Raw genomic sequence first — 13,818 nt, forward strand, 5'->3', positions numbered from 1 at the left:
ACGTCACACGCGTCAAGCGGACGAGACGCGATTCCGGCGTCGGGCACCGATTTATCGCGCGGTGTGATCCGGAGGCGGCGAGATGACGCGCAGTGTCTTCAAGACCATCAACCAACTCCGCCATCATCCTGAGGTGCTTCGCGCCAGCGAAGCCTCGAAGGAGGCTCCAGCAGGACATCCGGTTTGCAGAAGGGCGTTCCCTGGACCCTCCTTCGAGGCCCGGCTTCCGCCGGGCACCTCAGGATGATGGCCGAGCTCTCATGGAGCGGTGAGTCCCGCCCTCAGTACGAAATATGCACGCCGAGCTGGACGGCGTGGCTGTCCTCGCCCGCCGCGAAGCGGCCGGCATAGTTCAGGAAGCCGCTGGCGCCGTGCACCATGCCGAAATCGACGCCCGCGTCGACCGTCGCGGCATCCTTGGCGGCGCCGATGCCGGCGATCTGGAACGGGCCGCCGCCGGCGAACGCCATGTCGAGGACCGGCGTCGTGCCCGAGAGCGAATGCGACCAGGCCGCGGCGATGCGCGGCCGGATCCAGAGCCCGTTGTCGAGGGCGAAGCGATGCCCGGCGCGCAGGCCCAGCGTCGTGACGCAGCCGGAGAGCGAGGAGCCGTCGGAGGAGAGGCTGGCGGCGCCCGCCCCGTCCTCACTGAAGCCGTCGAGCTCGCTCCGGGCGCAGGCGAGACCGGCCATCGGCTCGACCTCGCTGGCGCCGAAGCGCACGACATAGCCGAGCTCGCCGAAGGCCTGCGCCGTCCAGCCGTCATACTGGCTCTTCGCCGTGCCGCTAAGCGGCGCGACGTCGATCCGGCGCTCGACGTCGAGCTGGTGCAGCGCCATCGCCGCGCCGCCGCGCACGCGCCACTGGTCCTGGTTCCACTGGCCGTAGCCGGCGAGGACGTAGGAATCGATGTCGGCCTTGCTGGCGCGCTCGTCGACCGTGACCTTGCCCTTGTCCGCCCCAAAGGCGACGCCAACGCGAAAATTGTCGGTGGTGCGGTCGATGCCGGCCATGATGCCGGCCGAGGAACGCAATCCGCCGGCCGCGTTGCCGTCGCCGTCAAAATCGGTCCTGGCGCCATAGCCGGTCATCCAGGGCGTATAGCCCTCGACCCAGCCGGCATTGCGCATCCGGTTCAGCAGCGTCGCCCGGGTCTGCTCGCTCTGCGCCTGCAGGCTGCCGAGCGCGGTGGCGTGGATCTCGCCGGAGAGGTTGTCATAGGCCGCGCGGGCGCCGGCGACGTCTTGGGTCAGCACGGCATCGTAGACGGGATTGCCGCTCGCGAGCTTCTCGACGGCGCCGCCCGTCGCCCTCTGGTTCGGCGTCGCGCCGACGGAGGCGAAGCTGGTGGCGTTGCGGTCGAGCGTGATGGCGACGGAGGCGAGGTTGTAGTCGATCGTCGGGTCGAGGAAGGCGTAGTCGGAGAAGGTGCTGCCGAACGTGCCGGTGATTTGCCCGGTGGCGGAAAGGATGGTGTAGGAGGTGCCGACCTGCAGCGGCACGGCCGAGACCGCGAGCCGCAGGCTGCCGCCGTCGAGCTGGACGTCGCCTTCGACCGCCACCGCGCCCATGCCGGTGCCGTTGACGACGGTGCGCAGCGTCGAGCTCTCCTCGAGCACCAGCGTGCCCTTGACCTTGAGCGTGCCCGGCGCGACGCCGTCGCCGCCCATCAGCACGCCGGCGATGGTGGCGGGACCGACCGTGCCGGTGCCGCTCAGCGTGCCGCCCACGCCGACAACGACGCTGGCGGAAGTGGAGATGTCGCCATCGACCCGGAGCGTGCCGCCCGTGACCGTCGTGGTGCCCTGGTAAGAATTGGTCGCCGTCAGCGCCAGCGTGCCGGAGCCGAACTTCACCAGCCCGCCCTCGCCGGAGATCATGCCGGAGAAGACCGTCGAGGTGTCGTCGCCGCCGACGCGGAGCTCGCTCGCGACATTGTTCAGCGTCACCGCGCCGGCGCCGGCGAGTGAGCCGATCGTCGCCTTGAAGCCGGCGAGATCGAGCGTCGCCCCGTCGGCGACCGTGAAGGCGGAGTGATGCGCCAGCGCGTCGTCGGCGCCCGCCTGCAGCGTGCCCTCGCGGATCTCGGTGCGGCCGGTATAGCTGCTGGTGCCGCCGAGCTCGAGGGTGCCGGTGCCGACCTTGACCAGCGAACCGCCCTTGCCGCCGCCGATGCCGCCATCGGTAATGGCGCCGGCGAAGGTGGTGGCGAGGTTGTTGCTGCCGACCGTCAGCTGATTGCCGCCGAGGCGCAGATTTCCCGCGCCCGCGATGGAGCCGACACCGATCGAGCCGGTCGTCACCTGCGAGATATCGACGGTTCCGGCAACGCCGGACACCGGGTCCTTGTCGATCTGCAGGCTCGCCGTGCCGCCGGATGCGGCGTCGGCGAAGGTCGTCACCCCGCCCGGCCCGGTGGTGATCTTCGCCGAACCGGCCGAGCTTTGGCCGGAGAAGGCGAGCGAGCCGCCATTGTTGATGGTGGCCTGGTCGGCCGTACTGGTGCCGGAAAAGCGGATCGAACCGGAGCCGTTGTTGATCAGGTCGGCCGAGCCGGCGGAGCTGGCGCCGGCGAAGGCGAGCGTGCCGTCATTGACGAGCCGGGCGCTGCCGGCGGTGCTCGTCTCGAGGAACTGGATGGAGCCGCCGGCATTGTTGACGACGAATTGCGTCTCGCCGGCGGTCGCGTTGCCCTTGAAGGTGACGGCGCCATTGTTGAACAAGGTCGCCTCGCCGAGCGAGCTTGAGCCCGCGAAGACGATGGCGCCCGTCGCGTTGTTGGTGATCACAGCCGTGCCGGCGCCGCTCGTACCGGAGAAATTGAGCTCGCCGCTGTTGTTGACCCGGGCGGCGCCGAGCGAGCTGGCGTCGAGAAAGTCGACGATGCCGGTCTGGTTGTTGGTGATCTCCGCCCCACCGGCCGAGCTCGTATTCTCGAACTCCATCCGGCCGTTGACGGTGAGGATCGAGGTGCCGGCCGTGGCGTTGTCGGCGAAAGTCAGCACGCCGCTCGCATTGGTGACGAAGGTGGCGCCGCCGGCCGTCGCATTCTCGTTGAAGAGCGTGCGACCATTGTTGGTGACGATCGCGCCGGCGGCGCTGGCATTACCGGAAAAACCAAGCGTGCCGCCGCCATTGTTGACGATGGTGGCCCCGCCGGCGGAGCTGTCGCCGGAAAAGGTCAGACTGCCGCCATTGTTGGTGAGGAAGGCCGAGCCGGCCGTGCTCTCGTCGTTGAAGCTCGTGCTGCTGCCGGAATTGTTGATGATGTTGGCCTGACCCGCCGTGCTCTGGTCGTTGAAGATCACGGCGTCGCCCTGGTTGGCGGTGATCTCGGCCGAGCCGGCCGACTGCGTGCCGTCATAGACCGTTGTCTCGGCCGCGAGCGCGCCGCCCGGCAGCGCCAGGCCGAGCCAGAGCGGCGCGGCGCCGAGGGCGAGCCGGCGCAAGCGCCTGGCGGAAGGACGCGTCTCGTCCCCCGCCGACCGACCCGATCCGCAACCGCCCCGAACCATCATTCCGCGCCCCAAACCCCTTGCCGTCCGGCCGCTGGAGAGCCGCCGGAGCCTCCGCGAAACTGCCTCGACGCGGCTTAAACTATGGTTAACAAGCGGTTGATTTTCCCGCGTTTCGGGGCGAAGTGCCGGTGGGTTAAGGAAGAAGAAACCAGCACCGGGGGATCAAGGCAGAGAATGCCGGCCCGCGGCATGGAGATGCCGTAACGGAATGGGAACGATGATGCGGGCATCACGTTGGATGGGAATAAGTCGCCCAGGGGTACTTCGATCGTGCGTATCGGAGATCGAGGCGGCGACGTGAGGGTGATAATGCCGGGCTCTTTGTCGTGACGAGTAGAAAAACGCCCCCTGTCGTCCTCGTCGTCGAGGACGAAGGACTGGTCCGGATGGCGACGGCGGACGAATTCAGCGATGCCGGCTTCACGGTCCTCGAAGCCGCCAACGCCGACCAGGCCATCAAGCTTCTGGAAACCCATCCGGAAATCACCATCCTGTTCACGGACATCGACATGCCGGGATCGATGGATGGTATCCGTCTCGCGCATGCCGTTCGCGAACGCTGGCCGCCGGTCAAGCTGGTGCTCGTCTCGGGCCACCAGTCGCCCAAGCCCGACCTGCTGCCGTCCGAATGCGCCTTCTTCACCAAGCCATACGACATCCAGACGGTGTCGGAAGCGCTCTGGCGGATGACGGGTTAGCCTCTTTCAGCCGAGCCTGGCGCGGTCCAGTTCGAGCCGCAGACGCAGGCCGTCGCGCTGCCATTCGCGCTCCAGCGTTCCGGCAAGCTGGCCCGCAATGATGCGATCTGCCAGCGTACTGCCAAAACCCCGGCGAACCGGCGGCTGCTCGATCGCCGGGCCGCCGGCCTCCTGCCACAGCACGCGGACCTTGTCGTCCTCCACCGTCCAGCGAATGGAGACGCGTCCGCCCTCGGCGGTCAGCGCGCCATATTTGGCGGCGTTGGTGGCGAACTCGTTGAAGACGAGGGCGAGATTGGAAACGGCGCCAGCGCCGACACGCACATCCTCGCCGTCGAGATGGATTTGAGCCGTCCGGATGCTGCCGTCTCTCTCGGCGACATAGGGCAGGAAAATCGCCTCGAGCAGCTCCCTCAGACTGCTGGCGCCGCTGCGCGCGACGCCATTTTCGTCGATCAGTCCCGGCCGCGTCAGTTCATGCGCCCGCGTCAGCGCGTCGAGGCGCTGGCGCACCGATCTCGCCAGCTCGGCCGGCGTTTCGGCGACACGGGCGTTCATCGCGAGGATCGACCCGGCGATGGCGAACAGGTTCTTGATGCGGTGACTCATCTCGCGAAGGATCAGCCGCTGCTGTTCCTCGGCGACCCGACGCTCCGTGATGTCGTGGGCCACTTTCGATGCGCCGACGATGACGCCGGATGGGTCCTTCACCGGCGAGATCGTCAGCGAGATATCGACGAGACTGCCGTCCTTGCGCCGGCGCACGGTTTCGAAATGATCGACGAGATCGCCGCGCCGGATCCGCTCCAGGATCGCCGGTTCCTCGTCCAGGCGATCGGGCGGGATGATGATCGTCATCGGCTTGCCGATGACCTCCTCCGCCTTGTAGCCGAACAGCGCTTCGGCGCCCTTGTTCCAGGTCGCGATGATGCCGTTCAGGTCCTTGCTGACGATGGCGTCGTGCGAGGATTCGACGATCGCCGACAGCCGCGCGGCGGAGAGGTCGCTGCGCTTCTTCTCCGTGATGTCGACGAGCATGTCGATGGCGCCGGTGACCCGCCCCTCCGCATCGAACAACGGCTTCGGATAGGAGAGGTAGAAGCCGCGGCTGCCGTCCGGATGCTCCGCGATCACCTCGGCGGCGACGATCGCCCGTCCCTCCCGGAGGGCCGTGACGACGGGGCTTTCCTCGAGCGGCATCGGCGTCAGGTCCGGGCGCAGCAGTCGATGAAAACCGCTCCACATCGCCTCCCGCGGTGCCGGCCGGCGCCCCCAGAGCGCTGAAGCCGCCTCGTTGTAGGCCGTGATCCTCCCCGTGGCGTCGACGACGTAAATCGCAGCTGGGAGCGTATCGACGAACCCGCTGATCGGATTCGCCTCGCCGCTTTCGGCTGGCTGTACTTCATCGTCTTTCACCGACGGGGCCAATGGCCGCGCGGCGTCAAATGGTGAACCCAACACGCTCCTCCCCGCGCTTTCCCGGATTCAATTTGGTGCCGCAATGCCCCTCAAATCAAGACGCGAACCGAACCTTCCCGGCAGGGCTAATCCTTCGTGAATGTCGGGGCCGGCCGGATACGCCCCAGCGTCACTCCGCATATTTGAATTCCGCCGCCGAGGTCAGGCTTTCCTTGGTCGCGCCCTTCAGGATCGTCTTGCCCTTCTGGGTCGTGTCGAGGTCGAGATAGGAGATCGCGACGAGCTTCGAGCCGATGCCGAGGAAGCCGCCGACGGAGAGGATGGCGAACGGCACCTGCTGATCGGCGGTGAGGATCAGGTCGTCCACCGTGCCGATCGTGTCGCCGTTCTCGTTCTCGACCGTCGAGCCGATGATCTTGGAAGCGCGCCAGCCGGTGGCGATCGTCGACGGATCGACCTTGGCGATGCCTACCGTCTCCTGCGGCGCCGGTTTCGCATCCTGAGCGAGGACGGGTCCGGTGAGAGCCGCGAAGACGGTCAGGGCGATCAATTGCTTGTTCATATCGAGGTCCTTTCAAGGGCGTTCGACAAACAACGCATCCGCCCGTCGCAAGGTTCCCGAACAGCCTCTCCTGCCCCCTCCTTCCGTTCCAAACATCCATGAATATTCACTGCGGCGCCGATCGCGCTCCGATCGCGAATCTGCGATGGAACCAAATCACGCGGAGCGTCGTTTTCCAGCGCAATCTCGAACAGGAGGCTGGCATGGGACGCGGTATATTACTCTGGCTGCTGGGGGTTCCGATCCCCATTATCATTCTTCTCGCCCTCTTCTTCCGATAGGGGGACGAAATGGCCATCCTCGAAGTCGAAACGACATCGGCACAGACCGAGTCGTCGCAATCCGCCGTATCGTGGGGCGCCATCCTGGCCGGTGCGGCGGCGGCCATGGCCGTGACCTTGGTCATGGCCCTGCTGGGCTCCGGCCTTGGGCTCGCCGTGGTGTCGCCCTGGGGCAGCAGCGCCTCCGCCACCACCTTCGCCGTCTCGACGGTGATCTGGCTGGTGATCATGCAGTGGGTCGCCTCGGCGTTCGGCGGCTACATCACCGGCCGCCTGCGCACCAAATGGACGGGGCTGCACACCGACGAAGTCTTCTTCCGCGATACGGTGCACGGCTTCATCGCCTGGTGCGTCGCGACGCTTCTGGTCGCCGTGCTGCTGTCGTCGGCGATCGGCGCCGTCGTCTCGCAGGGCGTCCAGACGACGACTTCGCTCGTTTCCGGCGCGGCGCAGGGTGCTGCCCAAGGCGCGACGCAATCGGCCGGCTCCAGCAATGCGGATCCGACCGGCTATTTCGTCGATCTGATGTTCCGGCCGAATGCCGGCCAGGCGGCACCGCCGCCGCAGGGTGACGCCGCCGCGACGCGGAGCGAAGTCACGCGCATCCTGATCCAGGATGCGGCCGCGGGCGAGTTCCCCGCCGCCGACAAGGCCTATCTCGCCCAGATGGTCGCGAGCCGCACCGGCCTGCCGCAGGCGGACGCCGAAAAGCGCGTCAACGACGTGCTGGCCCAGATCGACGCGCTCAAGGTGAAGGCCAAGGAAGCCGCCGACACCGCCCGCAAGGCCGCGTTGACGACGGCGCTGCTGACGGTCGTGTCGCTCCTCGTCGGCGCCTTCATCGCCGCCGTCGCCGCCGCCTATGCCGGTCGGCTGCGCGACGACAACGAGGTCGTGGTCGACATCCGCCGCCAGGCATGACGCTCACGAGTGACATGAACGCCGTCGCTGCGAAGCGGCGGCGTTTTTCTGTCTCGTCCGCTCAGGCGGCCGCCTCGATCTCAGGCTGCGCCAGCACGGAAATCGGCGCCGCTTCCTGCTCGTGGCGCGATACCTCGACCAGGCAGGTCTGGGCGCTCGGACCCTGGCCGAGGCGCGACGTGCCGATATCCTTGGTGAGCGCGTTCGGATTGCCGTGGTTCTCGATCCACCCGCCCTTGCCGTCCGAGACCGGATTGAAGGTGGCGCCGGTCGGCAGGCAGACGACGCCCGGCATCACGTCCTCGGAGACGCGCAGGCCGGCGAGCGAGATGCCGCGATCGTTGAATACGCGCACGACATCGCCGTCGATGAGGCCGCGCGCGGCGGCGTCGGCCGGGTTCATGATCAGCCCGGCGCGGTCGCGCACCTTGTTGCGGCGGCTCGGGCCGCTCGCATCCATCTGTCCGTGCAGCTTGTCTTCCGGCTGGTTGGAGATCATGTGCAGCGGGTACTGCTCAGCGAGCTCCGAGCCCAGGAATTCGGACGGCGCGCGCCAGACCGGCATTCCGGGGCATTCCGCATAGCCGAAGCCGGCGACCGTCTCGGAGAAGATCTCGACCTTGCCGGAGGGCGTATTCAGCGGATGCGATTTGGGATCGTCGCGGAACGCCTCGTAGAGCGTGAAGCCCTGCTTCGGATCGGGAATGCGGACGTGGCCGGCCTCCCAGAAGGTGTCGAAATCAGGCGGATTGAAGCTCCGCTTCGACATCGCCTCGCTGAAGCGGTCATAGATCAGGTGCAGCCATTCGGATTCGCTGCGGTTCTCGTGGAACGCCTCGCCGACGCCCAGGCTGTCGGCCAGCGCGCAGAAGATGGCGAAATCGTCGCGCGCCTCGCCGACCGGCTCGATCGCCTTGTGCATGGCGAAGAGATAGGGATCGCGCGAGGAGCCGCCGATGTCGTTGCGCTCGAGCGGGGTCGTCGCCGGGAGCACGATGTCGGCATGGCGGGCGGTCGCCGTCCACCACGGCTCGTGCACGATGATCGTCTCCGGCCGCTGGAACGCCTCGCGCAGGCGGAACAGGTCCTGGTGGTGGTGGAACGGATTGCCGCCGGCCCAGTAGATCAGCTTGATGTCGGGATAGGGGAAGGTCCGGCCGTCGAACTCGCAGGGTTCGCCCGGCTTCAGGAGCAGGTCTGTGATCCGCGCTACCGGGATCTTGATGTCGCCGGCCCGCTTCGGCACCGCCATGCCGGCGATCGGCAGATCATAGACGGGATTGCCCATGCCGTTCATCGAGCCATAGCCGAAGGCGACGCCGCCGCCGGGCAGGCCGATCTGCCCCAGCATCGCCGCCAGCGCCACCAGGCCCCAATAGGGCTGCTCGCCATGCTCGGCCCGCTGCAGCGACCAGGCGGCGCTCAGCATGACGCGGCGATCGAACAGGCTCTCGGCAAAATCCGTGATCGCCTCGACCGACAGGCCGGTGATCGGCGCCGCCCAGGCGGGATCCTTAGCGATGCCGTCCTCGGCGCCCTGCAGATAGGCGAGGAAGCGGTCGAAGCCGACGCAGTGGCGCGTCACGAAATCCATATCCGTCTTGCCGCGCGCGTGCACGAGCCAGGCGGTGGCGAGGATCAGCGCCATGTCGGTGCCCGGCCGGATGGCGATCCATTCGGCGTCGAGCACGGAGGCCGTGTCGGAGCGGAGCGGTGAAATGTTGGTGAAGCGGATGCCGCTTTCCGCCGCCTTGTCCATCCACTCGCCATAGGGATGCAGGCCGGCGCCGCCCGACTGGATCTTCCAGTTCTTGCCGGCGATACCGCCGAAGGCGACGAAACGCTCGCAATGCTCCAGGATCGCCGGCCAGTCGGTCACGGGACCCGATACCGCCGCCTCGGAGCCCAGCACATGCGGCAGCAGCCGCATCGCGGCGCCATAGCTGTAATTGGTGACCTGGCCGGTGCAGCCGCCGAGCGTGCTCAGGAAGCGGTGCAGCAGCGTGCGGGCATGGTGCAGGCGGCCGGCGCTCGCCCAGCCATAGGAGCCGCCGAAGATCGAGGCGTTGCCATGCTCGCTGCGCACGCGCTCCAGCTCGCGCCCGACGAATTCGAGCGCTTCGTCCCACGGCACCTCGACGAAGCTGTCATCGCCACGGCCGTGGCCCGGATGCGGCAGGCCGCGCCCGACCGTCTCGAGCCAGCCGCGCCGGATCGACGGGCGACGGACGCGGTTGTCGGCATAGACCATTTCGGGCCAGGCCTCGATCAGGTCGTTCGGCTGCGGATCCTCGGAGAAGGGCGACACGCCGACCAGCCGGCCATCCTCGACATGCGCGGTGAACGCGCCCCAATGGGCGAGCGACTGGAAGCTGCGGCGGGCGGTCATGGGTCACCTCTGATCGGATCGCTCGTCGGGCTCGTTCGGCGCGCCCCGGGGGAAGGCGACGCCGCGGCCGGCGCGATGTCCTCGATGCCCGAAACATCGCGGGCGCGGGCGCGGATGGCAAGGGCAAGCGTTCCAAAATCGGCCGGCGGGCGGGTCGAAAACGCGCGGCATTTTTCCGCGCTGCTCCCGTGGCGGATCGAACGGGAACCAACGCCGGCCGAACCGGTTGCCTCTCTGGATGCGGCGCGCGTCAACCGGACGTGGCGGCATGGGGAACAGGGCGATTTTTCCGGTTTCTTGCCCTGACCAACGCAAGGGTAGTCGAGCCCCTATCCCGCCCGCGCCGCATCTTCCCTCCCCCGGATCGGTCCGATTGACAGCCCGCAGGCTGCATGCACAGCTAGCCGAGGCCAGAAAACACAGAGGGTCGCTGCGGAACGTCCAAACGGCGGGGCCGCCAGATCGCAGCCGGCTGACGAGCGCGCCAACGCCGTCACGCCAGAGCGGATCGCCGCAACGGGCGGATCGCGACGACCGGAACCATCGGCGCCTCGCGGCCGGGGCGCGTCAGGGAGGCGGAATCATGGATCTCGGACTGCGCGACAAGGTCGCCGTCATCACCGGCGGCAGCATCGGCATCGGGCTCGCCGTCGCCAAGGGGCTGGCGAAGGAAGGCGCGCATGTCGTCCTCGCGGCGCGCGACGGCGGCCGGCTGGAGGCGGCGCGCGAGGAAATCCTGGCGGCGCATCCGGTTGAGGTCGTCGCAGTCGATTGCGACGTCTCGACCGCGCTCGGCTGCGACCGGCTGCTGGCCGCGACCGAGGAAGCCTTCGGCGGTGCCGACATCCTCGTCAACAATGCCGGCACCGGCAGCAACGAGACGATCCTCGATGCGCCCGACGACAAATGGCAGTTCTACTGGGACCTGCACGTCATGGCGGCGGTCCGGCTGGCGCGCGGACTGGTGCCCTCGATGAAGAAGCGCGGCGGCGGCGTCATCCTGAACAACGCCTCGATCTGCGCGACGCAGCCGCTCTGGTACGAGCCGATCTACAACGTCACCAAGGCGGCGCTGATCATGGCGTCGAAGACGATGTCGACCGAGTTCATCAAGGACAATGTCCGCGTCAACGCGATCAATCCTGGCTTCGTGCTGACGCCGGACTGGATCAAGACGGCGACGCAGCTGACCGCCGACAAGGGCGGCGACTGGAAGGGCTATCTCGACAACCTCGCCCGCGAAAACGCGCCGATCGGCCGCTTCGCCTCGCCGGAAGAGGTCGCCGATTTCTTCGTCTTCCTCTGCTCCGACCGCGCAAGCTACTCCGTCGGCTCCACCTATTTCGTCGACGGCGGCATGCTGAAGACGATCTGAGGAGACTGGCGCGGTGGCGATCGGCGGGTCGGCGTCGGTTGGTTCGGGGGTTGGGAATGGGAGCGAGGCCCCGGCACTCCGGCGGCCCCTTCGGCGCCGGCATATGCGTAGCGCCTGAAGGGGCTCAGCCCCTCCTGCCGGTCAACCCGCCCCGCCATCATCCTGAGGTGCTTCGCGCCAGCGAAGCCTCGAAGGAGGATCCAACGGGCGATTTCGGTCTGCAGACGAAGTCCGGCGGCGTTCCCTGGACCCTCCTTCGAGGCCCGGCTTCGCCGGGCACCTCAGGATGATGGTTCGAGGGTGGGAATGAAGAACCGGTGCTTTACGCGTCTGCCAACCCGGCGGCAGTGGATCCCGGCACGGGGGCCGGGATGACGGCGAGGGTGTTGCGGGGACCGCGTTCCAACGTCGAAGGCATCCCATCGCCTTCCTTCCAAACGGTGATGCAGGCTCCACTTTCGCCCAACCCTCCCCCGTCATCCCTGCGAAAGCAGGGATCCATGCCGACACGCGCTCGGGGGGGCCCATGCGGCACACAACCCGGCTGAATGGATCCCGGGTCAAGCCCGGGATGACGGCGAGCGTGGGGCAGCGCACGAGGCGAGATCCACTTGACCACACACCGTGGGGCCTTCCTCCCCCGTCATCCCTGCGAAAGCAGGGATCCATGCCGACACGCGCTCGGGGGCCCATACGGCACACAACCCGGTGGAAATGGATCCCGGGTCAAGCCCGGGATGACGGTGAGCGTGGGGTAGCGCGCGAGGCAAGATCCACTTGGGGACCACACCGTGGGGCCTCCCTCCCCCGTCATCCCTGCGAAAGCAGGGATCCATGCCGATACGCGCTCGGAGGCCCATGCGGCACACAACCCGGCTGAATGGATCCCGGGTCAAGCCCGGGATGACGGCGAGCGTGGCAAGATCCTCGACAGGATGACGTCGAGAGGCTCGCCAAACGTCCGTCGCGGAGAGACCAAAAGGAACCCCTAAGCCCTCACCGCCTCGCCCAGCGCCGCCTGCCCCGCGCCCGTCCGGTTGCCGCGCACCAGATCCGACGCCTTTTCGCCGATCATGATCGTCGGTGCGTTGGTGTTGGAGGAGACGAGGCGCGGCATGATCGAGCTGTCGCAGACGCGGAGACCCTCGATGCCGTGCACGCGGAGTTCCGGATCGACGACCGCGTCCTCGCCATGCCCCATCCGGCAGGTGCCGACCGGGTGATAGGCCGTGCGGGCCGCCTGGCGGGCGAAATCCTGGTATTCGCGGGAAGACCGCACGCCGGGGCCTGGAATATGCTCGCGCCGGATGAAGCGCCGGAACGCGCTCTGCGCCATGATTTCCTGGCTGATCTTCACGCCGTCGACGGCGCGCGCGAGATCATAGGGATCGGCGAAGGCGTTGGGATCGATCCGCGGCGCGTCGTTCGGATCGGCCGACCGCAGGGTCACCGACCCGCGCGAGCGCGGGCGGAGGTGATAGGAATTGAGCGTGCAGCCATTGCCGCCCGGCACCGTGCCGACGCCCTTCTCGACGCCGGCGCCAGGCAGGAAATGGAACTGCAGGTCCGGCGTCGTCTCGGCCCGGTCGCCCCACCAGAACGCGCCGCCCTCGACGATGTTCGAGGCGACAGGCCCCTTGCCGAAGGCGAAGTACTCAAGCCCCGCCATCAGCTTCCAGTGCGGCTTCTTGTATTTGTCGAAGCTGTAGGGGCCGGTGAGCTCGTAAACGACGTCGATATTGGTGTGATCCTGCAGGTTCTGCCCGACGCCCGGCAGGTCCTGGATCACCGCGATGCCGTGCTCGGCGAGATGCGCGGCCGGGCCGATACCGGAGAGCATCAAAAGCTTCGGCGAGCCGATCGCGCCGGCCGTGACCAGCACCTCGCGCTCGGCCCGCACCACCTCCGCCCTGCCGCCCTCGCCCGCGATCTCGACGCCGACGGCGCGGCCGTTCTCGATGACGATCCGCCGGGTCAGGACGTCGGTGCGCACCGTCAGATTGGGCCGGCCGAGCGCCGGCTTCAGATAGCCGACCGCCGTGCTGCAACGCCGGCCGCCGCGCGTCGTCGTCTGGTAATAGCCGGTGCCGGCCTGCCGGAGGCCGTTGAAATCGGCGGTGAAGGGCAGGCCCGCCTCCTGCGCCGCCTGCACGAACACGCGCGTCAGCGGATGCGGCGTGCCGCTGCTGACGCCGAGCGGCCCGCCACGGCCGTGATAGGGCCCGGCGAAGGTGTCGTTGTCCTCGGAGCGAAGGAAGAGCGGCAGGATTTCGCGGAACGACCAGCCGGAACAGCCCTCCTCCTCGGCCCAAGCGTCATAATCCTCCGGACAGCCGCGGGTAAAAACCTGGGCGTTGATCGAGCTGCCGCCGCCGAGCACACGGCCCTGCGGATAGACGATGGTGCGGCCCTCGATCGCCTTGCCGGGCTCGGTCTCGTAGCCCCAGGAAAGCGGCCCGGCCGAGATCTTGAAGAAGCCGACCGGCATGTGGATGTAGCGATCGGTGTCACGCGGGCCGGCCTCCAGTAGCAGGACGGAGACGTCCGGATCCTCGCTGAGCCGCGCGGCCAGCACGCAGCCGGCGGATCCGCCGCCGACGATGACATAGTCCGGCATGCATTCCCTCCCTCGCGGCCGCCCGCAGCGGACTGCGA

The 13,818-nt window shown here is 67.8% G+C and carries 8 protein-coding genes; 3 read left to right on the forward strand and 5 right to left on the reverse strand.

The window, feature by feature from the left end:
- Positions 1–281 precede the first annotated feature (281 nt).
- Positions 282–3,449, reverse strand: coding sequence for an autotransporter domain-containing protein (locus tag K32_RS17100; protein WP_201400679.1), 3,168 nt, complete (start codon positions 3,447–3,449; stop codon positions 282–284).
- Between the two features lie 395 nt (positions 3,450–3,844).
- Between K32_RS17100 and K32_RS17105 the strand changes: the two genes are divergently transcribed.
- Positions 3,845–4,216 carry a response regulator gene (locus tag K32_RS17105; RefSeq protein ID WP_371812700.1) on the forward strand — a complete coding sequence of 124 codons (372 nt, stop codon included), beginning with the start codon at positions 3,845–3,847 and terminating at the stop codon, positions 4,214–4,216.
- A gap of 6 nt (positions 4,217–4,222) precedes the next feature.
- Here K32_RS17105 and K32_RS17110 read toward each other — a convergent pair whose 3' ends face one another.
- Together K32_RS17110 and K32_RS17115 are read right to left on the reverse strand one after the other, a co-directional pair.
- The gene (locus K32_RS17110) at positions 4,223–5,677 is read right to left on the reverse strand and encodes a PAS domain S-box protein (RefSeq protein WP_371812701.1); all 1,455 of its coding nucleotides are present in this window, start codon (positions 5,675–5,677) and stop codon (positions 4,223–4,225) included.
- 127 nt (positions 5,678–5,804) lie between these two features.
- A complete protein-coding gene (locus tag K32_RS17115) occupies positions 5,805–6,197 on the reverse strand; it encodes a PRC-barrel domain-containing protein (RefSeq protein WP_201400680.1) in 393 nt (130 codons plus the stop codon).
- A gap of 290 nt (positions 6,198–6,487) precedes the next feature.
- On the opposite strand from K32_RS17115, the gene K32_RS17120 reads away from it, so the two are divergent.
- The gene (locus K32_RS17120; protein WP_201400681.1) at positions 6,488–7,399 is read left to right on the forward strand and encodes a hypothetical protein; all 912 of its coding nucleotides are present in this window, start codon (positions 6,488–6,490) and stop codon (positions 7,397–7,399) included.
- A 61-nt stretch (positions 7,400–7,460) separates the two neighbouring features.
- Here K32_RS17120 and K32_RS17125 read toward each other — a convergent pair whose 3' ends face one another.
- Complete coding sequence (locus K32_RS17125; RefSeq protein WP_201400682.1) at positions 7,461–9,788, reverse strand: molybdopterin-dependent oxidoreductase; 2,328 nt, start codon at positions 9,786–9,788, stop codon at positions 7,461–7,463.
- A gap of 583 nt (positions 9,789–10,371) precedes the next feature.
- Here K32_RS17125 and K32_RS17130 point away from each other — a divergent pair.
- Entirely contained in the window at positions 10,372–11,163 is a 792-nt protein-coding gene (locus K32_RS17130) for an SDR family NAD(P)-dependent oxidoreductase (protein ID WP_201400683.1), read from the forward strand.
- A gap of 988 nt (positions 11,164–12,151) precedes the next feature.
- Here the strand turns inward: K32_RS17130 and K32_RS17135 are convergent.
- Positions 12,152–13,780 (reverse strand): GMC family oxidoreductase, encoded by a 1,629-nt coding sequence (locus K32_RS17135; protein WP_201400684.1) that lies wholly within the window; start codon positions 13,778–13,780, stop codon positions 12,152–12,154.
- Between the last annotated feature and the right edge of the window lie 38 nt (positions 13,781–13,818).

The organism is Kaistia sp. 32K (genome assembly GCF_016629525.1).
Lineage (GTDB): Bacteria > Pseudomonadota > Alphaproteobacteria > Rhizobiales > Kaistiaceae > Kaistia.

Excerpts from the sequence above, each read along its gene's own strand:
- K32_RS17125 (WP_201400682.1), bottom strand. The coding sequence starts at position 9,788 with ATGACCGCCCGCCGCAGCTTCCAGTCGCTCGCCCATTGGGGCGCGTTC.
- K32_RS17115 (WP_201400680.1), bottom strand. The coding sequence starts at position 6,197 with ATGAACAAGCAATTGATCGCCCTGACCGTCTTCGCGGCTCTCACCGGA.
- K32_RS17120 (WP_201400681.1), top strand. The coding sequence starts at position 6,488 with ATGGCCATCCTCGAAGTCGAAACGACATCGGCACAGACCGAGTCGTCG.
- K32_RS17130 (WP_201400683.1), top strand. The coding sequence starts at position 10,372 with ATGGATCTCGGACTGCGCGACAAGGTCGCCGTCATCACCGGCGGCAGC.
- K32_RS17135 (WP_201400684.1), bottom strand. The coding sequence starts at position 13,780 with ATGCCGGACTATGTCATCGTCGGCGGCGGATCCGCCGGCTGCGTGCTG.